Raw genomic sequence first — 21,724 nt, forward strand, 5'->3', positions numbered from 1 at the left:
CGAAGCTGATAAAATCAGTTGCTCAGCATTTGGCGCCGACGCTGCACGTCTTGGTCGACTGGGAGATCGTGCCGCCGGCCGTGCGGCATGCGGCGGCATTGGCGTTCACGCAGGCCACCTTCACCGACGTGCAGCCCGCATGATCGTTCTTCACACATTGCGTCTCGCTATAGGTGCTCAGCACGCTGCCGCCCTTCTTGCAGACGCACATTCCGGTGAGTTCGGCCTTCGCCGCAAAAGCGCTGTCGAGACCGCCGACCGCGGCAGCAACGAATAAAATCAGGTAAAGCAATACGCGCATCGTATCCTCCATGAACAGTGGCAATGCGCTCACTATGAGCGCATCCTGCATGTTATACAACTTTAAATTGCTTCAATTGCCGACGAGGATCTCTGCCCGCGGCCGCTCGTCCACTGATCCAGGTCAGGCGGTGAGGCGTGCCGCGCGCCGCAGGGCCTGCGGCGGCTGGCCGAAGGCGCGAATGAAGGCGCGCCGCATCCGCTCAGGATCGCGAAAGCCGGTCGCCTCGGCCACCAGCTCGATCGGCTGATGCGAAGCCTGCACGCGATCGCGCGCCACCTCCAGCCTGAGGCGCTCGATCGCCTTCGACGGCGTCGTCCCGGTCTCGGCCACGAAGGCGCGGGTGAAATGCCGCGTGCTCATGCCGGCACGCTCGGCAAGGTCGTCGACCGTCAGCGGCGCATCGAGATGCTCGCGCGCCCAGGTCAGGAGCTCGGCGAAGCGGCCGCTCGGCGCCTTCAGCTCCAGCAGCGAGGAGAACTGCGACTGCCCGCCGCTGCGGCGATGATACAGCACGAGCTGACGTGCGGTCTTCTGCGCGATCTCCTCGCCGTGATCGTCGGCGACCATGGCGAGTGCGAGATCGATGCCGGCAGTGATCCCAGCCGAGCTCCAGACATTGCCGTCGCGGACGTAGATGCTGTCAGGCTCGAGCTTCACTTGGGGGTAGGCTCGCAGGAACTGCCGCGTGCGCTGCCAATGCGTGGTCGCGCGCCGCCCGTCCAGCAGGCCCGCTTCGGCCAGCAGGAAGGCGCCGGAACAGATGCTGGCAAGTCGGGTGCCCCGCTGCGCGACCTTACGAACGAAGTTCAGCGTGCATGCGTTGCGACTCGCAGCTTCCACGCCCTCGCCGCCGGCGATCAGCAGCGTGGTCAGCGCCGACACCGGACCGAATTTCCGCGCCAGCATTTCGGCCCCTGACGACGACCGCACGGGTCCGGGCGTGGCGGCGACGACCCTGATCGATGGCGCGGCGCGCGCATAACGCGAGGCGATCTCGAACACCGAGATCGGTCCGGCGGCGTCGAGCAGCTGAAAATCGGGGTAGATGAGCACGCCGATCATGGTGGATGGCTCCGTGAGCCCAAGTCCGTGAGCCTAAGTGTGAAATCCCAAGCCCGTCCGGAAACGAGGGAACTTTGGCATATGCGCCATCCAGCGGACCATGCAGAATGCCCGCCGTCAAGCACCACACCTGCGAGCACCGCCATGGCCCAACCGCTCTCGATCGCTCTCGTCCTGTTTCCACACCTGACCCAGCTCGATCTCACCGGTCCGGTGCAGGTGTTCTCCAGCGTGCCGGGGGCGACACTGCATCTGGCGTGGAAAAGGATCGAGCCGATTCCGACCGACTCGGTCCTCACACTGATGCCGACCACCACCTTCGCTGACTGTCCGCAGGCGGACGTGATCTGCATTCCCGGCGGCTTCGGCGTCGACGCCATCCTCGATGACACCGAGGTCATCGGCTTCATCCGCCGCCAGGCCGAAGGAGCCAGGTACGTCACCTCGGTGTGCACGGGCTCGCTCGCGCTCGGCGCCGCCGGCCTGCTGGATGGCTATCGCGCGGCGACCCATTGGAGCGCGCGCGAGTGCCTGCCGCTGTTCGGGGCCACCGTCAGCACCGAGCGCGTCTGCATCGACCGCAACCGGATCACCGGCGGCGGTGTCACGGCCGGCATCGACTTCGCGCTGACCCTGGTGGCGCAGTTGGTCGATCGTCAGACGGCGGAGGCAATCCAGCTCAGGCTCGAATACAATCCGGCGCCCCCTTTCACCGCTGGATCCCCCGACACGGCGCCGTCCGAGGTGGTGTCACGCATGCTGGAGCGGATCGCACCGTTCCGGAAGCGGCGAATCGAGGCGGCGGAGCATGCGGCGGCCGCCCTCAGGACCAACCCGGCGTAGCGCAGGCTTGGCAGGCTCCCGACAGTAAAGAGGCCGCCCAGAGCTCGGGGCGGCCTTTTCCGATCGGGTCATCTCGAGCGAAATCGAATCAGCCGCCAGGAGTCCAGGGCTGATAATCACCGGTGGCCTTTGGCCTGCGACCGCTGCCCAAGGTCGAGCCGGCCGGGCGATACGCCAGCGCAGTCCCCGTCAGGTTCGGCTCATGCGGCTTTTCCCACTCGCGCGGCTTGTAGCCCTCCTGAGTCGGCGGCACGTCGACCATATGATGCATCCAGCCGTGCCATTCGGGCGGAATACGGCTGGCTTCGGCCAGGCCGTTATAGATCACCCAGCGCCGCTCGAAATGCAGCACCGGGTCGATCTTGCCGCCGGCAGTCCGATAATAGCGGTTGCCCTGTGCATCCTGCCCCACGAGCTCGCCGAAGCGCCAGGTCCACAATTGCGTGCCGAAAGTCTGGCCGTTCCACCACGTGAAGAGCTTGAGAAAGAACTGTTTCATGGGCTTGGGGCCGGTTCTGTGAAGGTCCCGGTTCTGATGCCACCCCGCCCGCATCTTGTCCAGTGTTGCACCGCCTCCGCCCGCGACCGATGTATCGGTTCGCGGCGGGGAACGACATCCGCGGCCTGCGGTTAGGTCACTTTCCCCCCTGATGGAGCGATAGCGATGACCAGACTGAAGAGATGGAGCACTGCGGCGGCAGTGGCGCTGATTCTGCCGCTGGCGGCAGCGACGACGAGCTTTGCCCAGGGTCCCGGCGGCGGCGGTCGTGGTCCGGGCGGCGGTGGTGGTGCCGCCATCGGCGGGGGCGGTGGCGCGGCCATCGGTGGTGGCGGCGGCGGAGCGATCGGCGGCGGCGGACGCGGCGGCTTTGCGGCGGGCCCGGGTGGCGCCGGGATGAGCGGCGGCAGCTTCGCCGGACGCGCAGCCGTTGGGGGCGCAGCGCTGGCGGGTCGCGGTCCGGCGGCCGGCGCCAACGTCGCCGTCAACACGGGTGGCGGCCGCGGCAACTGGAGCGGCGGCAATTGGAGTGGCGGCGGCTGGCAGGGCGGTCACCGTGGCGGCTGGCATCACCGCGGCGGCGGCTTCTGGCCGGGTGTCGGCGTTGGCGTCGGGATCGGATTGGGCAGCAGCTATGCCTACTACAACGATCCGTATTATTACGGGCCCGACTATTACTCCGACTACTCGTACTATGACGACTCCGCGCCTGTCGCCATCGTTGGAACCGAAGGCGTCGACCCGAGCTACTGCGCACGCAGGTACCGCTCGTATGATCCGGCTTCGGGAACCTATCTCGGCTATGATGGCTTTCGCCATCCATGTCCGTAAGAGTCTGACGTAGTAGCTGCGACAACAGAGGGCGGCGAGCCTATGCTCGTCGCCTTTTTCGTGCCGTATTGTTGTTTGTTCTGTGTCTAATACGCCACGTTGCAGGCTGATTTTCGCCCATATTTCAAAATGTGCCCCGCGACGTGCAGATGATCGGCCCGTTTCGGTCCAATATCGTTTGAGCATGTGATTCTGCCCGTTCGGCCGCTTCGCAGGCTTGGTTGATATCAGTTGATGGACACATGGATTTTCGCGGAACTCGCGCAATGCAAACGCCGCGGGTGAGTGGCTTGGGCCTGCCGCCCGCGAACGCGCCAAGAACTTCGAACAAGGAGGCGCGCCTTGCCGACATATCTTCACTGCTTGGACGCAGCTGCATCGAAACTCGGATGCATATGGCTGGCCGCGCTGATCCCCGGCCCCGCTGGCGGACGTGTCGATGATTGAGAAACGCAGATGACCTATCAGCGTCTCGCATTGGGGCTCGGTCTCGGAACGCTGCTGGCGATCGGCGCCGCGTCCACGGCGCTCGACATCAAGTCGCGCCACGACGCTGCCTGGGTGAATTCATCGCTCGACATCCTGCAGAAGACCTCCGATCTGCGTCTGCTGCTACGCGAAGCGGAAGCGACCTCTCGAGGCTACGCACTCGTCGGTGACGATCAGTTCAGGACGGAGTTTGCCGATGTCAGCACGAGAATTCCGGTCGCCATGGCCGAGCTGCGGCGCGCCGTGGCCGACAATCCCGAACCGCTGAAGCTTCTGACCGAGACCGAAGCCCTGATTGTCCGCAGGGTCGAGCTCGCTGCGGAGTTGATCCGGTTGCACGCCGCCTCGGATCGTGCGGGGCTCGAAGCCCTCAGAAGCCGCGCCGAAGGGCCGGCGACCATGAGCGAGATCACGGCCCATCTCGACCGTTTCGTTGCCGATCAGCGCAAGCTGCTGACGCAGCGTTCGATGACGTCGAAATCCACCGGATCGCTGCTGCTCACGATCGACCTGTGCGGTCTCGCGCTGCTGCTGATCATCGCCTTCTACCTCATCCGGCGGACGTATCTCCACGATCGTGCGCTGCGCGCGTCGCTGGTCCGCTCCGAAGCCGAGGCCAACTCGCTGGCGGAAAAGGCCGAGCAGCAGCATCTCGACCTGATCGCCGCCCATGAGAAGCTGCGCCATTCCGCCGAGATCCTGCAGAACACGTTCAACAGCATGGCAGAGGGCGTGCTCGTCATCGATGCCACGGACACGGTGGTCTTCTCGAACCCCGCGGTCGAACATCTGCTCGGCTACAGCCCGGAAAAGAATCTGGCCGACGTCCGCGCGCGCCTCCGCGTCTACGAAAGCGACGGCGTGACGCCTGTTGCAGCGCACGACCTGCCGACGCCGCGAGCGTTGCGGGGCGAGAGCTTCGACCGCCGCGAGCTGATCGTCTACCGGCCCGACCGGGACGAGACGCTGCGGCTGATGATCTCCGGCCGCCCGCTGCGCGACGCCGCGGGCGGCATTACCGGCGCGGCGATGGTCTATCACGACATCACCACGGCGCACGAGACCGAGCGGCTGCTGCAGCAGGCGCAGAAGCTGGATGCGATCGGCAAGCTCACCGGCGGCGTCGCACACGACTTCAACAACATGCTGACGATCATTACCGGCACCATCGAAACGCTGGCCGACGAGGTGAAGGACCGCCCCGCCGCCGCGGCGACCGCAGCGCTGATCGGACAGGCGGCAGACCGCTGCACCGAGCTGATCCGGCATCTGCTCGCCTTTGCCCGCAAGCAGCCGCTGCATCCGCGCGACAGCGACGTCAACAGCACGATTCTCGACATCGCAAAGCTGCTGCGTCCGACGCTCGGCGAGCAGATCGAGATCAACTCGATCCTCGAAGAGGAGACGCTGATCACGCACATCGATTCGGCGCAGCTCGCCAACTCGCTGGTCAACATGGCGATCAACGCCCGCGACGCGATGCCCAATGGCGGCAAGCTGCTGCTGGAATCGCGCAGGGTGGTGCTCGATGAGGCCTATGCCTCAGCCAACGCCGGCGTGACGCCCGGCCCCTATGTCATGGTCGCCGTCAGCGACACGGGTACTGGCATGTTGCCGGAGGTCCGCGACCGCGCCTTCGAGCCCTTCTTCACGACGAAGGAAGCCGGCAAGGGCTCCGGCCTCGGCCTCAGCATGGTCTACGGCTTCGTCAAGCAATCCGGCGGCCACATCAAGATCTACAGCGAGGAAGGACGGGGCACGACGATCCGGCTCTACATCCCTGTGCCCAAGGGACAGGCTGCGAGCCCTGCTCCGCCCGAGCCCCCGCCGCCGCGCGGCGAGGAGACGATCTTCATCGTCGAGGACGATCCACTGGTGCAGGACTTCGTCGTCTCACAGTTGCAGAGCCTCGGCTACAAGACCATCACCGCATCGACCGGGGTCGAGGCGCTGGCCAAGATCGACTCCGGCCAAAGCTTCGATCTCCTGTTCACCGACGTCATCATGCCCGGCGGCGTCAACGGCAAGGAGCTCGCCGAGGAGGCGCTGCGGCAGCGGCCCGGCACCAAGGTGCTGTACACGTCCGGCTATACCGACAATGCGATGGTCGAGCACGGCCGCCTCGACCAGGCTGCGCTCCTGCTCACCAAGCCCTATCGCAAGTCGGAGCTCGCCAAGATGGTGCGGCTGGCGCTGGCAGGCCCCGTGGATGACGCCTTGGCCGATGATGCCTTGGCCGAGAACGCCTTTTCCGAGGACGCGCCGACGCGCGCTCACTTCTCCTGACTTGACCATTGCGCGGATCAGAACTGCGATCGTCACGGAGCTGGGCGCCACAAATTCCAATGGAAACCTACCCCATGCAATTGGCAGGACGCGACGGCATCCCGCGCCATTGGAGGCCACCGATGATCCGTCGGCGGGTGGTGATCGGGCTCGGCCTTGGAACCCTGCTCGCGATCGGCGCCGCATCGACGGGACTGGACATCAAGGCGCGCAACGATACCGCCCTGGTCGAGCACACGATGGAGGTGCTGGAGAAATCCTCCGAGCTCCGCGCCCTGCTGCGACAATCAGAAGCCGCCTCGCGCGGCTTCGCATTGTCCGGAGCCGACCGGTTCGTCGCAGAGTTTCAGGCGACGAGTGGACTTATTCCTGCGGCCTGGGCGGACCTACAAGGGCTCGTCCGGGACAATTCCTCGCAGAGCGAGCGGCTGCGATCGATTTATGGCATCGTGCAGCGGCGCATTCAGCTTGCCGGCGAGCTGATCCGTCGCCACGCGGCGAACGATCGCGACGGCCCGGAGGCGCTGGCGGCGAGCGCGGCCGGTCCGGCGGCGATGACGACGATCAACCAGGCGCTCGACGCCTTTACCGATGAGGAGCGCCGGCTGCTGGCGGACCGCGCCACGATCTCGCGACGAACCGGATCCTGGCTGCTGGCGATCGACCTCGCCGGCGTCGGCCTGCTGCTCCTGATGTCGGCCTATCTCGTCCGGCGCGCTCATCTTTCCGACCGGGCGCTGCGCTCGTCCCTCACCCGGTCACGGGAGACCGCGACCTCGCTGGAAGCCCAGGCCGTGCAGCAGCGCCGCGATCTCGCCGCCGCCTATGACGCGCTGCGCCGCTTCTCCGCCATTCTCACGAACACCTTCAACAGCATGGCCGAGGGCGTCCTCGTCGTCGATCCCGAAGGCACGATCATGCTGTCGAACCAGGCGATGGGACGTTTCCTGGGAACGAATGTGGGCAAGACCTTCGCCGAGATGCAGGCTGCCAACCAGTTCTACGAGAGCGACGCCGTCACCCGCATCGTCGATGAGGAGCTCCCGATCGCGCGCGCCTTGTGCGGGCTGTCGTTCGACCGCCGCGAGGTCGTGGTCAAGCCGACCGACGGCCGGCCGCAGTTTCGCCTGATGGTCAGCGGGCGGCCGCTGCGCAATTCCGCAGGCGCGATCAGCGGCGCCGCGCTGGTGTATCACGACGTCACCGACGTGCACGAGACAGAGCGCCTGCTGCAGCAGGCGCAGAAGCTCGATGCCATCGGCAAGCTCACCGGCGGCGTCGCGCACGACTTCAACAACATGCTGACGATCATCACCGGATCGATCGAGGTCCTGATCGACGCGGTGCAGGACCGGCCGGCGGCGGCCGAGTTCGCAGCCCTGATCGGCAGGGCCACCGATCGCTGCACCGAGCTGATCCGGCATCTGCTCGCCTTCGCCCGCAAGCAGCCGCTGCGTCCGCGCGACATCGACGTCAACGCCACGGTGGAGGACATCGCCAAGCTGCTGCGGCCGACCCTCGGCGAGCAGGTCGAGATCAGGACCGTTCTCGCCGACGAGGATCTCATCGCCCATGTCGATTCCGCGCAGCTCGCGAACGCGCTGGTCAACATGGCGATCAACGCGCGCGATGCGATGCCCGATGGCGGCAGGCTGCTGCTGGAGACGGCGAAGACCACGCTCGACGCGGCCCATGCAGCGGCCAATCCCGGCATCGTGCCCGGCTCCTACGTCATGGTCGCGGTCAGCGACACCGGCAGCGGCATGCCGCGGGAGGTGAAGGACCGCGCCTTCGAGCCGTTCTTCACCACCAAGGATGCCGGCAAGGGCTCCGGTCTCGGCCTCAGCATGGTTTATGGCTTCGTCAGGCAGTCCGGCGGCCACGTCAAGCTTCAGAGCGAGCAGAACCGCGGCACGACGATCCGGCTCTATCTGCCGGCGGCGCAGGCGACGCAGCAGATCGAGACGGAGCACGAGCAGGCGCTGCCGCATGGCCGCGAGACGATCCTGGTGGTCGAGGACGATCCGCTGGTGCGCGACTTCGTGCTCGCTCAGTTGCAGGGCCTCGGCTACACCACCCTCGTCGCCTCGCAGGCCTCGGAGGCGCTGGCCATCGCCGCGCGGAACCAGCCCTTCGACCTGCTGTTCACCGACGTCATCATGCCCGGCGGCATCAGCGGCCGGCAGCTCGCCGAAACCATCATGACCACGCGCCCCGCGCTCCCAGTACTCTACACCTCCGGCTATACCGGCGATGAGATGGTCGAGAACCGGCAGCTCGTGCCGGACGCGCTGCTGCTGACCAAGCCCTATCGCCGCGCCGAGCTCGCGCAGATGGTGCGGCGGGCGCTGGACGGCAAGCCGGCGGCCGGCTGGCGTTAGCCGCGGGTCGCCATCGCCACCGCGGCCAGCGTGAAGGCCAGCGCGGCCACCTGCCCTGCCCCGAGGGGCTCGCGCAGCGCGATCGCAGAGGCCAGGACGCCGATCACCGGCACCGCCATGGTGCCGATCGCCGCCACCGAGGCCGGCAGCCGCGACAGCGCCGCGAACCAGGCGACATAGGCGACGCAGAACTGGATCACGGTGGAATAGAACATCAGCGCCCAGTCGAGCTGATCCAGCTTCGTCCAGTCGGAATGCTCGACCGCGAAGCCCACGAGCACGATCGGCACGCAGCCGATGCCGATCTGCCAGGCCGCCGCCGACAGCGGCGGCAGCCTGATCGGGAGCTTCTTGGCCATGACCGTGCCGAGCGCGAAGCCGAACGCGCCGCCGAGCACCATCAGGATGCCCGGCAGCTTGTCGCGGCTGGCGGTGAGCCCGTTGCTGCCCATGATCGAAGCCAGTCCCGCGAACGCCAGCACCAGCGCGAGCACGCGCAAGAGCGTCGGCCGCTCGCCGAGGATCGGCCAGGCCAAGAGCGAGGCCCACACCGGCATGGTGTAGGCGATCAGCGCCGCCTCGCTCGCCGGCAGCCACAGCAGCGCCAGCCCCATCAGCACCATCCAGGCGGTGACGTTGAGCATCCCGGCCAGGATCAGCCGCGGCCAGACCTCCCGCGGCACGGCGAGGCTCTGGCTGCGGATGACGGCCAGCAGCGCCAACAACAGCGCGCCCACCACCCCGGTGGTGCCGCGCAGAGTGAGCGGCGGCAGCACGCCGACCAGATGCTTGGTGACCGGCCAGTTGAAGCCCCAGCCGAGCGAGGTGATGGCGAGGAACATCAGCCCGGCGGGCGTGATCCGCCCGCTGGCCACTGGCTTGTCTGTCATGGAATCACCGGCGCCGTCCGTGGGAGGATGAGCTTGCCGGCGTTTTCCCGGCCACACCAGGGATTGTGGGGCATGCCTGCCCCGCGAACGCTCCGTAGGCGCCCGTGAGTCCCGCCGATGCAAGCGAAACACGTCGTCCGCACGCGAATAAATCTGGCCCTGTGAACAGCGGGACGAAGCCCTGTGGACAGCCTGCGACACAAATTTTTTCGGTTTCGAATCCGCGAGGACTCGCCGATAGTTACGGCCATCACGATACCGGCACACGCCCTGGTTATCCCGTACTTTCCCCCATATTTAGTGTTTGGTTAGGGAACCCCCACTAGTCCTTGACGCGGGAAGCGGAGTCGTCCTAGCTTCCGGCCCGGTTCGGCGCACAGTCATGTTTCGGGTCTGGCCGGCCGCTTCCCTTGAGAGGGTTCGAAGACGACCACGCCGCCGTCGCCACGGCAGCGGGCGTGGGTCGCCGTCTGCCCTGTGGACCATCGCTGCGCCGCCGCGCCCCAACGGGGAACCCACTAGATGTGGGGGCCTCCCCTGCAGGGACGACGGAGCGGAACGGCGGGAGTGACGCGTTGAGAACGGACGGTGCGGGCAGCGGACGGGCTGCACGCCCCGCGCAGGAAGACGGGGCGAGACGCCGGACAACGGCGCAAGGCCTTCGCCTTCGAGGCTGAACAGATGCGGACCGGGCAACCGGTTGAACTGCGGCGGCAGACGAATTTTCCGGCAGCGTCCGGGGACTTCCAGCCGCCGCCCTTGGATGCAATGATCCCGGCCGCCAACAACGCGGTCCGGCAAGAACTATTGGGGCTCGCGATGCGGATTGAACGGCGCAACACCACCGAAGGACAGTCGCCCTATGCAGGGATCGACTTCCGCCTGACCACGTCCGAGATCAAGAATCCGGATGGCTCCGTGGTGTTCCGGCTCGAGAATGTCGAGGTCCCCGAGTTCTGGTCGCAGGTCGCCTCCGACGTGCTGGCGCAGAAGTATTTCCGCAAGGCCGGCGTTGCCGCCAAGTTGAAGAAGGTCGAGGAAGAGAGCGTGCCGTCTTGGCTGTGGCGCTCGGTGCCCGACACCGAGGCGCTGGCTGCGCTGCCTGAGAACGAGCGCTACGGCAGCGAGCGCTCGGCCAAGCAGGTGTTCGACCGTCTCGCCGGCTGCTGGACCTATTGGGGCTGGAAGGGCAACTACTTCTCCTCGGAAGCGGACGCGCAGGCGTTCTACGACGAGCTCCGCGTCATGCTCGCCAAGCAGATGGTCGCGCCGAACTCGCCGCAATGGTTCAACACCGGCCTGCACTGGGCCTACGGCATCGACGGCCCCGGCCAGGGCCACTATTACGTCGACTACAAGACCGGCAAGCTGACCAAGTCGAAGTCGTCCTACGAGCATCCGCAGCCGCACGCTTGCTTCATCCAGGGCGTCGAGGACGACCTCGTCAATGACGGCGGCATCATGGACCTGTGGGTGCGCGAGGCGCGCCTGTTCAAATACGGCTCCGGCACCGGCTCCAACTTCTCGCGGCTGCGCGGCGAAGGCGAGCGGCTGTCGGGCGGCGGCCGCTCGTCCGGCCTGATGAGCTTCCTCAAGATCGGCGACCGCGCTGCCGGCGCGATCAAGTCGGGCGGCACCACCCGCCGCGCCGCCAAGATGGTGGTGGTCGACGCCGACCATCCGGACATCGAGGCCTATATCGACTGGAAGGTGAAGGAGGAGCAGAAGGTCGCGGCGCTGGTCACCGGCTCCAAGATCAACCAGAAGCACCTCAAGGCCGTGATGAAGGCCTGCGTCAATTGCGAGGGCTCCGGCGACGACTGCTTCGATCCCGAGAAGAACCCGGCGCTGCGCCGCGAGATCAAGCTCGCGCGCCGCGCGCTGGTGCCCGACAACTACATCAAGCGGGTCATCCAGTTCGCCAAGCAGGGCTACAAGGACATCGACTTCCCGATCTACGACACGGACTGGGACTCCGAGGCGTATCTGACCGTGTCCGGCCAGAACTCCAACAACTCGGTGTCGCTGAAGGACGACTTCCTCCGCGCGGTCGAGACCGACGGCGACTGGAGCCTGATCGGCCGCACCAACAAGAAGATCGTCAAGACGCTGAAGGCCAGGGACCTCTGGGAGAAGATCGGCCACGCCGCCTGGGCCTCGGCCGATCCCGGCCTGCACTTCAACACCACGATGAACGACTGGCACACCTGCAAGGCGTCCGGCGACATCCGCGCGTCCAATCCGTGCTCGGAATACATGTTCCTGGACGATACCGCGTGCAACCTGGCCTCGGCCAATCTGCTGACGTTCTACAACACGGAAACGAAGCACTTCGACGTCGGCGCCTACGAGCATCTCTGCCGGCTCTGGACGGTCGTGCTCGAGATCTCCGTGCTGATGGCGCAGTTCCCGTCGAAGGCGATCGCCGAGCTGTCCTACGAGTTCCGCACGCTGGGCCTCGGCTATGCCAATATCGGCGGCCTGCTGATGACCATGGGCCTGTCCTACGACTCCAAGGAAGGCCGCGCGCTGTGCGGCGCGCTCTCGGCGATCATGACCGGCATCGCCTACAAGACCTCCGCCGAGATGGCCGGCGAGCTCGGATCCTTCCCCGGCTACAAGAAGAACGCCGCGCACATGCTGCGCGTCATCCGCAACCATCGCCGCGCCGCGCGCGGCGAGGCGACCGGCTATGAGGCGCTCTCGGTCGCCCCGGTGCCGCTCGACCACGCCCACTGCCCGCAGGTCTCGCTGGTCAGCCACGCCATCCAGGCCTGGGACGACGCGCTCGCGCTCGGCGAGACCAACGGCTACCGCAACGCCCAGGTCACCGTGGTCGCCCCCACCGGCACCATCGGCCTGGTGATGGACTGCGACACCACCGGCATCGAGCCTGATTTCGCGCTGGTGAAGTTCAAGAAGCTGGCCGGCGGCGGCTACTTCAAGATCATCAACCGCGCCGTGCCCGCAGCCCTGCGCGTGCTCGGCTATCGCGAGAGCGAGATCGCCGAGATCGAGGCCTATGCCGTCGGCCACGGCTCGCTGTCGAACGCCCCCGGCGTCAACGCCACCACCCTGAAGGCCAAGGGCTTCACCGACGAGGCCATCGCCAAGGTCGAGAAGGCGCTGCCGACCGCGTTCGACATCAAGTTCGTGTTCAACAAGTGGACGCTCGGCGAGGACTTCATCGTCAAGCAGCTCGGCGTCACCACTGAGGCGATCGCCGCCCCCACCTTCGACCTGCTCACGGCGATCGGCTTCACCAAGCGCGAGATCGAGGCCGCCAACGTGCACATCTGCGGCGCGATGACGGTCGAGGGCGCGCCGCATCTGAAGGCCGAGCATTATTCGGTGTTCGACTGCGCCAATCCCTGCGGCAAGATCGGCAAGCGCTATCTCTCGGTCGAGAGCCACATCCGCATGATGGCAGCGGCGCAGCCGTTCATCTCGGGCGCGATCTCCAAGACCATCAACATGCCGAACGACGCCACGGTCGAGGACTGCAAGGCGGCGTATCTGTTGTCGTGGAAGCTCGCGCTGAAGGCCAACGCGCTCTACCGCGACGGCTCGAAGCTGTCGCAGCCGCTCAACTCGCAGCTCATCGCCGACGATGAGGACGAGGACGATCCGGTCGAGTCCTTCTACGACAAGCCGATGGCCGCGCGCGCCACGCAGGTCTCGGAGAAGATCGTCGAGAAGCTGGTCGAGCGCATCGTGGTGATGCGCGAGCGCGAGAAGATGCCGGATCGCCGCAAGGGCTACACCCAGAAGGCGGTCGTCGGCGGCCACAAGGTCTACCTGCGCACCGGCGAGTATGATGACGGCCGCCTCGGCGAGATCTTCATCGACATGCACAAGGAGGGCGCGGCACTTCGCTCCTTCATCAACAACTTCGCCATCGCGGTGTCGCTGGGCCTGCAATACGGCGTGCCGCTGGAGGAGTATGTCGACGCCTTCACCTTCACCCGCTTCGAGCCGGCAGGTCCCGTCCAGGGCAACGACTCGATCAAGTATGCGACGTCGATCCTCGACTACGTGTTCCGCGAGCTCGCCGTCAGCTACATGTCGCGCTTCGACCTCGCCCATGTCGACCCCTCCGAGAGCAACTTCGACGCCCTCGGCCGCGGCGTCGACGAAGGCAAGCCGTCGGAGGATGGCCCGAGCCAGCAAGCCGCGAAATACGTCTCGCGCGGCCTGACCCGCTCCCGCACCGACAACCTCGTGGTGATGCGCGGCGGCTCCTCGTCACCCTCCCCTGCAGGGGGAGGGTCGATCGGAAGCACCGCTTCCGATCGGGGTGGGGTGAATCTCACCGCCCTCTCCCATGCCCGCACCGGTGACGCCCTCGAAGGCGCCACCGCCCTGAAGCAGGAGCCGCAGCACGACCTCTCGCCCACCGAGAAGCTCGAGGCGCTGCAATGGAGCAAGGCCGGCACGGCCAACGCGCAAGGCGCCTCCAAGGCCGAACGCCGCGCCGAAGCCAAGGCCAAGGGCTACGAAGGCGAGATGTGCTCGGAGTGCGGGAATTTCACGCTGGTGCGGAATGGGACGTGCATGAAGTGCGATACGTGCGGAAGTACGACGGGGTGTTCGTAAAATAGGTTTTGAACTGCTGGCAAGCTCCACTGCTGTCGCATGGGGCACTGATCGCTATCTTGAGGGCGGCCTAAGGGCCGCCTTTTCCTTGGGATCAAAATCGTCTACTGTAACGACCAGAAATTGATATTCGCATCCTTGAATTGCTAAGGCTGGACCGACAATTATGTCCGGAATGGAAGTTTTATTATGCGGCCAAAGCGCCTCTCCTGGACCTGCTCAGCTTGCATTAAATCAACTCTCTGGATCTATCCGATCTTTCTCGGATAGAGCAGTACGGTTCCTAAACAACGAATTCACAGATGACGCTCGCACGTTCGGGCCGTTCTGCGCGAGAGTTCTCTTAGAGAATGGGTGTGCCGCGCTTCTCGGCCGCCTTGACTGTTTCCGTATTCTCTACCTCAGCGAGTTTCAGACACAGCCTGAGTACAGACTCGGCGAACGAGCCAAGTCTTCATTTTCCTGGACCGGAGACATATTGCCCGAGAAAGCTGCTGGATCTCTTTGGAATCTGGAAGCCGATATAATTAAGATCAGTCGGGCGCTATTTTCTCCACATGTTGAACACCTGTTCTGGAAGCCAGCCATAAATGATATGCTTGACTATATTTCGAGCACACCAACCGGCGCCGCAAGCGCGGACGTAGTCAACATCGATTCCGAAACCTTCATCAAGGAAGTCCGCGGAAGAAGTTCACAGTTGTACTCAACCCTTTCAAAGGGAGTGCACTGGGAATTTTTCTCCAGCGCTCTGGTGTTCGGAGAGTCCACCGTGAAAGAAGGAATCCGCGACACATTCTTGCTATTAGGACTCCTTGGGCTTGCTTCACACTTCATTCCCACTGCTTACGCGAGATTGCAGCCAGCCCAAGCGCTTGAGGCCTATGAAGCCTTTCGAAGGATTGTTCCGTGACCGATCATGATGATCAAGTAGAATCTACGTTAATACTCGCGGCAGAGGAATGCCCCCCGGACCGCTTTGAGGACTTGCACAGGTTCACGTCTCACGACGACGTAATAATTCGAAAACTGAGTGCACACGGCCCAGTGCTGATCCGCGGAGGGCGGGGCAGCGGGAAGAGCGCTCTTATGATCGAATCTCATCGACGAATGAAAGCATCCCAAGACATCTTTCCTGTCTATGTAAGCCTTCGCTACCTACCTCTACTCCAATCAGATGGCGCAGAATACATCGAACATTTTTGCATTCTCTTGTCGACTGCGGTCCAAGGCGAATTGTTCACGCGCGAAATCGGCCTCGACTTTCCTCGCGCGTCTGACCAGCTTTCGATTCAACTCGGGCTAACAAAACTCTCCCAGCTTTTGCAGCGGCGGATCGTTCTGCTTTTTGACGACGCTGCACACATTGGTCGTGAAAAGCCCTTGGAGGTCTTTTTTGATCTCTTCCGGACTCTTTCAAGCAATATCACGTCTTGTAAAGCGTCGATTTATCCTGGAGTGACAAAGTTTGGCGTTCGATTCGACGTTTTCAATGACGCGACCGTCATAGACATCAGCCGATCTGACGTCGCTGCCGTATCCACATTTTTTCCTGAAGTGATAAGGGCTCGCTATCCGAAGTTGGCAACCAAAGAGATCTTTTCAGATCGCGTCTCGCCGAATCAATTCGCAAACCTGCTCGGAAGAGCAGTCGTTGGGAATATGAGGGGATTCATTTTGGCATGTAATCGGTTTGACAATGTCGAAAAAATCGGAATTCCCGATATAAACAAGTGCTTTCTGAATATGGCTACAGACTACTACTGGCCGCTTATGGAAGAAGTAGCTCCGAAACTAGGCGTCTATGAGCCACTCGTCGAGCCGGCCCGCGAGCTTTTTGAAGCCTTGATCCTAAACGTGAAGGATCGCAGCAATCGTGGCGTAACTCCTGATCGAGTTCTTATTCACCGACAGATCGTTAGTAACTTTGCAAAACTATTCGAAATTCTGGAGTATCTTGGTTTCCTAGCAAGGCGCGAGGCCTCTAGGGCGATGAAATCTGGCGGGCGCGGTCCGGTATTCGCGTTGAACTTGTGCAATCTTATTGAGGGGAGCGCTAGTTCAAGCCGACTTACAAGTGAAATGATCGACGGCTGGCTTGACGGTTTAGCAGATCCCACAGAGTTCCACCTGACCGGGTCGGCACTTCAAAGCGTTCGGGTCCCGATGTTACCCCCAGAGCATGGGCTCTCCATTCTCGATCGACCTGTTACCGGGCTGGCGAAGTCTCCGGCTTACCCATATGGCTTGACCCAAGACATGATTAGGCGCTTACGAGACGCAGGTATTAACACTGTCGGGGAACTTGCATCAGCGCAGGACGATACGCTTGATGCTATCGATTATTTTGGTCCCGCTAAAATACAACGTATCCGCGCTGTCGTACAACAAGCCATCTGGATGTAACAAACCTAGAGCGGTCATCAGCATTAGCAAGCGTAGGACGGATTAGCGGAGCGTCATCCGCCGATTGACTGGAGTGGCGCGTTACGCTTCGCTAACGCGCCCTACGCTTTGAGCCCTGGACTCCACCTCCCTGCCCCATGCACCTCCACATCTTCTCCGATCTCCACGCCGACATGGCCGACATCAAGCCGATCAACGCCCTGCCCGGGGTCGATGTGGTCGTCGTCGCCGGTGATGTCTGCGAGGGGGCGGTGAACGGGTTTGCGCGGCTGCGCGAGATCGTGGCCGAGGACGTGCCGGTCGTCATGGTGATGGGCAACCATGAATATTATCACCGCACCTACCCTGAGGAGCTGAAGCTGGCGCGCGCCGAGGCGGCGCGGTTCGGGGTGCATCTCCTGGAGAGCGAGGCGGTCGTGCTCGCGGGCGTACGCTTTGCGGGCGCCGCGCTGTGGACCGACTATGCGATCTTCGGCCCCGGCAGCGAGGCGGAGGCCATGGCCGCCTGCGGGGACACGATGCACGACCACCGCTGCATCATCTGGCAGGACGAGCCGTGGCTGCGGTTCACGCCGCGGGAGGCGCTCGGCCTGCACCTGACATCGCGCACCTGGCTCACGGACCTCTTGGAGACGCCGTTCGACGGCCCGACCGTCGTCGTCACCCACCACGCCCCCGGCTGGGGCTCGGTCGCCGAGCGCTATCGCGACGACCTGACCACCGCCGCCTTCGCCTCCGATCTCTCCGCGCTGATCCTCGCCACCCAGCCGGCACTGTGGATCCACGGCCACATCCACACGCCCTCGGACTATCGCGTCGGCACCACCCGCGTGATCTGCAACCCGCACGGCTATGGCCGCGAGAACCCGGATTTCGATCCGGAGCTGGTGGTGGAGGTGTAGTCGCCTGCTCGGCGTGGCTGGGCAGGCTCTCTCTTCCGTCATTCCGGGGCGCGCGAAAGCGCGAGTCCGGAATCCATAAGCACGAGCGGCTATGAGTTGCGAGATGCAGGCCGCGGCGATGTGTGCCCAGCCCCGCGGCCTGTGAGTATGGATTCCGGGCTCGCGCTTCGCGCGCCCCGGAATGACGTGGGGAGAGAACACGCACCCTTCTGCTGGCTCGGCCTCCGGCGCTACTTGAAGCACACCGCCTTGTCGCCCGCCGCGAACGAATTCCCCGGCATCGGCCGCAGCGGGAGTTACAGTGACGCTGCACTTTACTCGATCTGTTTGCGCTCGAACGTCCTCACCCACTCCCGCTGATCTTCCGTATCCGGCACGCGCACGCCGCGTGCGGCGGCGATCCGGTCGAAGGCCTCAGCTCCATCAATGCCCAGCCGAATCATCACGCAGGCCGCGATGACGGCGGAGCGGCCGATGCCGGCGCGGCAATGGATCAGGACCGTCTGGCCGTCCGTCAGCCGCGCGGCGAGGTCGTGCGCGAGCTGCAACGCTACGCTGCGGCTCTCAGGAAGACCACGGTCGGGGATCGGAAATGACACGAAGGCCATGCCTTGCGACCGACACAGCGCGGCCTCGCTCTGCAGGCCGAGGTCATGAACCTCGGCCGGCTCCAGCAGGCTGACGACGACGGCGATGCCCTCGCCCACCCAGGCCGCGATGTCCTCTGCCAGCCAGTCTTCCGCCCGCGGCCGCGCCGCGATAGCGAGCCGGCCGGCGGTGGGCAAGTCGATCCAGTGCAGGCGGGACATGGTGATGCTCCTGTCATGAATGAGCGTTCGTAACCTGGATGAGCGAGAGCGACATCCGGGATCGCGGCTGCCGAGACGGATGCACTCTCAGGCCGCCCGAACATCATACCGCGTCCGCTACTCGATCCCCAGGATTTCCCGGTGCAGCGGAACGATCGCCGACACGCCGCAGTTTACTACGAACCCAACAACGAAGGAGGTTCGTTCATGAAGATGGCAATCGTCTTGACGGCGGCTCTGTTCGCCGCTTCGCCTGTGTTCGCCGCAGAGACCGGCGCAAGTTCGCACGGCGCGTCGAAGAAAGCGCCCGGTCAGCAGATGCAGCGTAGCAAGCCGTCGACGGCGCCCGGCGCTTCGGAGTACGCGCCCGGTCATCAGAGCAACACCGCCGCCGGCCCGGGGCATTCCGAGAGCGCTCCTGGCCAGCGCATGACGACCACCGGCTCCAGCACGCATAGGAAGTAGTGGGCGCGCGAACGGGAACGATCCCGCTTCTCGGCCCCCCCTTTCGCTTGAAGACACAGAAAAGCCGTAAGCCTCTCAGTTCATCTTCCAGACATCCGAGGAGTCACATGCGCAAAGCGATCTTCATCCTTGCAACATCGATTTCAACCGCGCTGATCGTGCCCGCCAGCGCGTTGCCTCGCGCTCCCCTTCAGGTCGATCGCGGCGCATCTGATCTCATCGAGGTGAGAGGCGGTCATGGCCATGGTCATGGTCACGGCTGGGGCCGCGGCGGCGGTCACCGGGCCTTCGGCTGGAGTCGCGGCCGAAAGGTGGGGTGGCGCGGTCATCACTGTCCGCCAGGCCACTGGAAGAAGGGATGGTGCTGATCGGCCGGACCAGGAGCGTTAGCAAGCGTAGGGCGGATGAGCGGAGCGTAATCCGCCGCTCGACCAGATCGGCGCGTTACGCTTCGCTAACGCGCCCTACGCAGCGAGCCCTGGGCTCCACCTCCCTGCCCGCCATGAACCTCCACATCATGGCGTGCCGATCGTCATGGTGATGGGCAACCATGAATTTGATCACCGCACCTTTCCCGAAGAGCTGAAGCTGGCGCGCGCCGAGGCGGCGCGGTTCGGCGTGCATCCCCTAGAAGACGAGGCGGTCGTGCTCGCGGGCGTGCGCTTTGCGGGCGCCACGCTGTGGACACGACCACGCGCTTCCCGCGCGCTTTGGTTGACCTGCATCAACAGGGTCGAAGTGAATCCGCATCAAGCTGTCATCGTCAGAGAAGCGGAGGCAGTATCATGGCCGACTCGCAAGCATCTCTCGTCCCATCCCACGACGCGCCCGATCCGCACCGTCAAATCGATTCAGCCGCTTGGGCCGTATTCTTCATCTGGCTCGGCGTAGTCATGCTCGCAGGGCTTCCCTGGGGCTGGTTCCTGGTGGGCGTCGGCATCCTCATCCTGGGCGCACAGATGGTGCGGACGCAACGGAGCCTAAAGGTCGACAGGTTCGGCGTGGTCATCGGGGTCATCATTCTTGCGGCCGGCCTGTGGGATCTTCTTGCCTTGCCGTTGCCGCTCATGCCGATGATCCTGATCGTGCTGGGCGGATATCTGCTCTGGAAGACGCTCTCGACGACGGAATCCCCCTGAAGCGGCGCACGAAACATCAGGAGGCTCGGATGAGCCGGACAGCCCCGTAGGGGCGGTTCGCAATGGTGGGCACGCGCCGCCTTGCGGCGGCGCTTTGCCTGCCCTACGGCGCTACTTGAAACACACCGACTTGTCGTTCGGGTCGAACGAATTGCCCGGCATTGGCCGCAGCGGGGTCAGCTTGGGGTTGGCGGCCAGCAGCCGCTTCGAATAGGCGCCGAGCGCGGCGTTCATCGTGTTCAGCCGGTCCTGGGCGTCGGTGCGTTGCAGCGGCAGGGTGACCACGCCAGAGTTGTAGACCTCGGCGCGGGACCATTGCTTGCCCTGCACGATGCGGCCGACGAGGCGCGACTTCAAATCGGCGGCGCTGTCACCGGCCGCGCTCTTGGCCCCGACGACATCAGGCGGCAAGAGGCTCGGGTTGACGATCCAGCCGCGCGGCTTGGCGACGTTGTTGCCGAACAGGATCAGCTCGTCGACGGTGTTGTTCAGCGCCACATAGTCGCGCAGCGGCAGGCTGGCGTCGCCGGTGCCGGTCTCCTGGACGTGGCTCGCCAGATGCGGCCCCGTCGCGCAATAGGTGCCGAAGCTGAGCTTGATGCTGCCGGAGCTCATGGCCATGTAGCTGCCGACGTCCGAGCCGCCCGGCGGCGACGGCGCGTCGTCGCCGCAGAAGGTGCCATGCGACGAGGCATCCTGCAGGGAGTGCAGATAGAGCCCGATCCGGGCGATCTGCACCGGCACCGGCGGCTTCCTGGGATCGTCGAACAGCACGCCGGTCGTCCGGCTCTTGTCGTCCAGCCAGGACTTGAGTTGGGTGTAGTCGACGACGCCGTTGCTGTTGTCGAGCACCTTCGGTCCCGAGGTGATGTTGATGGCCGGTCCGATGGCGTAGTTCTCCAGCAGCGGTACGTTGCCGCTGATCGGCGTGCCAGCCAGGCATTGCGGGCCGCTGAAGTTCGAGGAGCCGTTCGGCACCGTGTATCCGGCGGTGCACAGCAGGCCCGGGCCGTCGTCGGGCTTCATCGCCCATTGCCGGAGATCGTACAGCGTGCCCTGATAGACGCTGTCGATGGTCACGGGATAGCCGGGGGGCGGATAGTGGAACGGATACACCGCCTGCACGCCGCTGGCGCCGTGCACGTCGGTGCCCTGCCCGTTCGGCGAGAAGTTCAGCAGGTAATGATACAGCGGCCCGTCGGTGGTGTTGTTGGTGCGCTGGAAGCCGTTGAACTTGGCGGTGATGTAGCTGGCGCCGGAATTGGTCGATGTCGCCTGCCCGCCGCACTGATCGATCGGCGCATATTGCGCGTAGTCGGAATTCTCGTTGTAGGCGGCGATCCAATAGGCCACGTCGGCGCGATAGCCGAGCGCCTGGGCGATGAAATAGGTCGAGTCGGCGTGGACCATGCTGCGGCCGGGCGGGATGACGGCGAACTGCACCGCCTCGAGCAGGCAGCCCCGGTTGAGAGCCTCCGCCGGATTGCGGCACGCGCTGGCCGGCGCGAGACAATTCCTCAAGCCGTCCTTCACGCGCGGGATGCAGATGTCCTCCAGGAACGCCTGCGCGGGGTGCGGCGCGGTCAGGCCCCAGCCGAGAACGGACGATCCCACGACGACGGAGAGGGTCGACAATGCAAAGCCAATGCGCATGAAAAACTCCTTGGTGATTGAAATCCAGCCGGTCGGGAGCTGAACCATGGCCAAACGCCACGTCTCTCAAGCCACGCGAAACGCTGCGTGAGGCTTGCCTCGCGGATTCGGCGAGGATGATTTGTCCCCATCTCGATCAAAATATCAACCTATAGTTGTTATGACAAAT

18 protein-coding genes are annotated in these 21,724 nt (G+C 64.4%); 12 read left to right on the plus strand and 6 right to left on the minus strand.

Annotation, left to right across the window (positions count from 1 at the left end; genetic code table 11):
• Positions 1 to 22: 22 nt before the first annotated feature.
• Positions 23 to 352, minus strand: a complete 330-nt coding sequence (locus ACQR13_RS14935) for a hypothetical protein (protein WP_315755638.1) — start codon at positions 350 to 352, stop codon at positions 23 to 25.
• Positions 353 to 424: 72 nt separating this feature from the next.
• The gene (locus tag ACQR13_RS14940; protein ID WP_434862938.1) at positions 425 to 1,366 is read right to left on the minus strand and encodes a GlxA family transcriptional regulator; all 942 of its coding nucleotides are present in this window, start codon (positions 1,364 to 1,366) and stop codon (positions 425 to 427) included.
• Positions 1,367 to 1,510: 144 nt separating this feature from the next.
• Here ACQR13_RS14940 and ACQR13_RS14945 point away from each other — a divergent pair, with 144 nt between their 5' ends.
• Positions 1,511 to 2,209, plus strand: a complete 699-nt coding sequence (locus ACQR13_RS14945) for a DJ-1/PfpI family protein (protein WP_316170456.1) — start codon at positions 1,511 to 1,513, stop codon at positions 2,207 to 2,209.
• 88 nt (positions 2,210 to 2,297) lie between these two features.
• Here ACQR13_RS14945 and ACQR13_RS14950 read toward each other — a convergent pair whose 3' ends face one another.
• On the minus strand, positions 2,298 to 2,708 hold the full coding sequence (locus ACQR13_RS14950; RefSeq protein WP_315712239.1) for an NADH:ubiquinone oxidoreductase subunit NDUFA12: 411 nt from the start codon (positions 2,706 to 2,708) through the stop codon (positions 2,298 to 2,300).
• 165 nt (positions 2,709 to 2,873) lie between these two features.
• Between ACQR13_RS14950 and ACQR13_RS14955 the strand changes: the two genes are divergently transcribed.
• The 3 genes from ACQR13_RS14955 to ACQR13_RS14965 all read left to right on the plus strand — a co-directional run bounded on the left by ACQR13_RS14955 (position 2,874) and on the right by ACQR13_RS14965 (position 8,695).
• Positions 2,874 to 3,539, plus strand: coding sequence for a BA14K family protein (locus ACQR13_RS14955; protein WP_434862939.1), 666 nt, complete (start codon positions 2,874 to 2,876; stop codon positions 3,537 to 3,539).
• A gap of 456 nt (positions 3,540 to 3,995) precedes the next feature.
• Complete coding sequence (locus ACQR13_RS14960; RefSeq protein WP_315751714.1) at positions 3,996 to 6,314, plus strand: CHASE3 domain-containing protein; 2,319 nt, start codon at positions 3,996 to 3,998, stop codon at positions 6,312 to 6,314.
• Positions 6,315 to 6,436: 122 nt separating this feature from the next.
• The gene (locus tag ACQR13_RS14965; RefSeq protein ID WP_315751715.1) at positions 6,437 to 8,695 is read left to right on the plus strand and encodes a CHASE3 domain-containing protein; all 2,259 of its coding nucleotides are present in this window, start codon (positions 6,437 to 6,439) and stop codon (positions 8,693 to 8,695) included.
• Here the strand turns inward: ACQR13_RS14965 and ACQR13_RS14970 are convergent.
• Positions 8,692 to 9,585 carry a DMT family transporter gene (locus tag ACQR13_RS14970; protein WP_315751716.1) on the minus strand — a complete coding sequence of 298 codons (894 nt, stop codon included), beginning with the start codon at positions 9,583 to 9,585 and terminating at the stop codon, positions 8,692 to 8,694. The genes ACQR13_RS14965 and ACQR13_RS14970 overlap by 4 nt on opposite strands.
• An 819-nt stretch (positions 9,586 to 10,404) precedes the next feature.
• Here ACQR13_RS14970 and ACQR13_RS14975 point away from each other — a divergent pair.
• From ACQR13_RS14975 to ACQR13_RS14990, 4 genes are all read left to right on the plus strand, one after another.
• On the plus strand, positions 10,405 to 14,181 hold the full coding sequence (locus ACQR13_RS14975; RefSeq protein ID WP_434862940.1) for a vitamin B12-dependent ribonucleotide reductase: 3,777 nt from the start codon (positions 10,405 to 10,407) through the stop codon (positions 14,179 to 14,181).
• 478 nt (positions 14,182 to 14,659) lie between these two features.
• Positions 14,660 to 15,094 (plus strand): hypothetical protein, encoded by a 435-nt coding sequence (locus tag ACQR13_RS14980; protein WP_434862941.1) that lies wholly within the window; start codon positions 14,660 to 14,662, stop codon positions 15,092 to 15,094.
• A 176-nt stretch (positions 15,095 to 15,270) separates the two neighbouring features.
• A complete protein-coding gene (locus ACQR13_RS14985) occupies positions 15,271 to 16,587 on the plus strand; it encodes a hypothetical protein (protein WP_434862942.1) in 1,317 nt (438 codons plus the stop codon).
• 137 nt (positions 16,588 to 16,724) lie between these two features.
• Positions 16,725 to 17,489, plus strand: a complete 765-nt coding sequence (locus ACQR13_RS14990; protein ID WP_434862943.1) for a metallophosphoesterase — start codon at positions 16,725 to 16,727, stop codon at positions 17,487 to 17,489.
• A 314-nt stretch (positions 17,490 to 17,803) separates the two neighbouring features.
• Here the strand turns inward: ACQR13_RS14990 and ACQR13_RS14995 are convergent, their stop codons facing one another.
• Positions 17,804 to 18,298, minus strand: a complete 495-nt coding sequence (locus tag ACQR13_RS14995; protein ID WP_434862944.1) for a protein-tyrosine phosphatase family protein — start codon at positions 18,296 to 18,298, stop codon at positions 17,804 to 17,806.
• Positions 18,299 to 18,439: 141 nt separating this feature from the next.
• Here ACQR13_RS14995 and ACQR13_RS15000 point away from each other — a divergent pair, with 141 nt between their 5' ends.
• The 4 genes from ACQR13_RS15000 (at position 18,440) to ACQR13_RS15015 (ending at position 19,902) form a co-directional block, all read left to right on the plus strand.
• Entirely contained in the window at positions 18,440 to 18,763 is a 324-nt protein-coding gene (locus tag ACQR13_RS15000; RefSeq protein WP_434862945.1) for a hypothetical protein, read from the plus strand.
• Positions 18,764 to 18,870: 107 nt separating this feature from the next.
• A complete protein-coding gene (locus ACQR13_RS15005; protein WP_315712249.1) occupies positions 18,871 to 19,131 on the plus strand; it encodes a hypothetical protein in 261 nt (86 codons plus the stop codon).
• Positions 19,132 to 19,285: 154 nt separating this feature from the next.
• Positions 19,286 to 19,654 (plus strand): hypothetical protein, encoded by a 369-nt coding sequence (locus tag ACQR13_RS15010; RefSeq protein WP_434862946.1) that lies wholly within the window; start codon positions 19,286 to 19,288, stop codon positions 19,652 to 19,654.
• A gap of 2 nt (positions 19,655 to 19,656) precedes the next feature.
• Entirely contained in the window at positions 19,657 to 19,902 is a 246-nt protein-coding gene (locus ACQR13_RS15015) for a hypothetical protein (protein WP_316170443.1), read from the plus strand.
• 111 nt (positions 19,903 to 20,013) lie between these two features.
• Here the strand turns inward: ACQR13_RS15015 and ACQR13_RS15020 are convergent, their stop codons facing one another.
• Entirely contained in the window at positions 20,014 to 21,555 is a 1,542-nt protein-coding gene (locus tag ACQR13_RS15020) for a hypothetical protein (RefSeq protein WP_434862947.1), read from the minus strand.
• Positions 21,556 to 21,724 lie beyond the last annotated feature (169 nt).

The organism is Bradyrhizobium sp. HKCCYLRH3059 (genome assembly GCF_051168035.1).
Taxonomy (GTDB): Bacteria; Pseudomonadota; Alphaproteobacteria; order Rhizobiales; family Xanthobacteraceae; genus Bradyrhizobium.

What these genes read in the sequence shown, in the direction of transcription:
- ACQR13_RS14935 (WP_315755638.1), bottom strand. Translation starts at nt 352, where the DNA reads ATGCAGGATGCGCTCATAGTGAGCGCATTGCCACTGTTCATGGAGGAT.
- ACQR13_RS14940 (WP_434862938.1), bottom strand. Translation starts at nt 1,366, where the DNA reads ATGATCGGCGTGCTCATCTACCCCGATTTTCAGCTGCTCGACGCCGCC.
- ACQR13_RS14945 (WP_316170456.1), top strand. Translation starts at nt 1,511, where the DNA reads ATGGCCCAACCGCTCTCGATCGCTCTCGTCCTGTTTCCACACCTGACC.
- ACQR13_RS14950 (WP_315712239.1), bottom strand. Translation starts at nt 2,708, where the DNA reads ATGAAACAGTTCTTTCTCAAGCTCTTCACGTGGTGGAACGGCCAGACT.
- ACQR13_RS14955 (WP_434862939.1), top strand. Translation starts at nt 2,874, where the DNA reads ATGACCAGACTGAAGAGATGGAGCACTGCGGCGGCAGTGGCGCTGATT.
- ACQR13_RS14960 (WP_315751714.1), top strand. Translation starts at nt 3,996, where the DNA reads ATGACCTATCAGCGTCTCGCATTGGGGCTCGGTCTCGGAACGCTGCTG.
- ACQR13_RS14965 (WP_315751715.1), top strand. Translation starts at nt 6,437, where the DNA reads ATGATCCGTCGGCGGGTGGTGATCGGGCTCGGCCTTGGAACCCTGCTC.
- ACQR13_RS14970 (WP_315751716.1), bottom strand. Translation starts at nt 9,585, where the DNA reads ATGACAGACAAGCCAGTGGCCAGCGGGCGGATCACGCCCGCCGGGCTG.
- ACQR13_RS14975 (WP_434862940.1), top strand. Translation starts at nt 10,405, where the DNA reads ATGCGGATTGAACGGCGCAACACCACCGAAGGACAGTCGCCCTATGCA.
- ACQR13_RS14985 (WP_434862942.1), top strand. Translation starts at nt 15,271, where the DNA reads ATGATCGAATCTCATCGACGAATGAAAGCATCCCAAGACATCTTTCCT.
- ACQR13_RS14990 (WP_434862943.1), top strand. Translation starts at nt 16,725, where the DNA reads ATGCACCTCCACATCTTCTCCGATCTCCACGCCGACATGGCCGACATC.
- ACQR13_RS14995 (WP_434862944.1), bottom strand. Translation starts at nt 18,298, where the DNA reads ATGTCCCGCCTGCACTGGATCGACTTGCCCACCGCCGGCCGGCTCGCT.
- ACQR13_RS15005 (WP_315712249.1), top strand. Translation starts at nt 18,871, where the DNA reads ATGCGCAAAGCGATCTTCATCCTTGCAACATCGATTTCAACCGCGCTG.
- ACQR13_RS15015 (WP_316170443.1), top strand. Translation starts at nt 19,657, where the DNA reads ATGCTCGCAGGGCTTCCCTGGGGCTGGTTCCTGGTGGGCGTCGGCATC.
- ACQR13_RS15020 (WP_434862947.1), bottom strand. Translation starts at nt 21,555, where the DNA reads ATGCGCATTGGCTTTGCATTGTCGACCCTCTCCGTCGTCGTGGGATCG.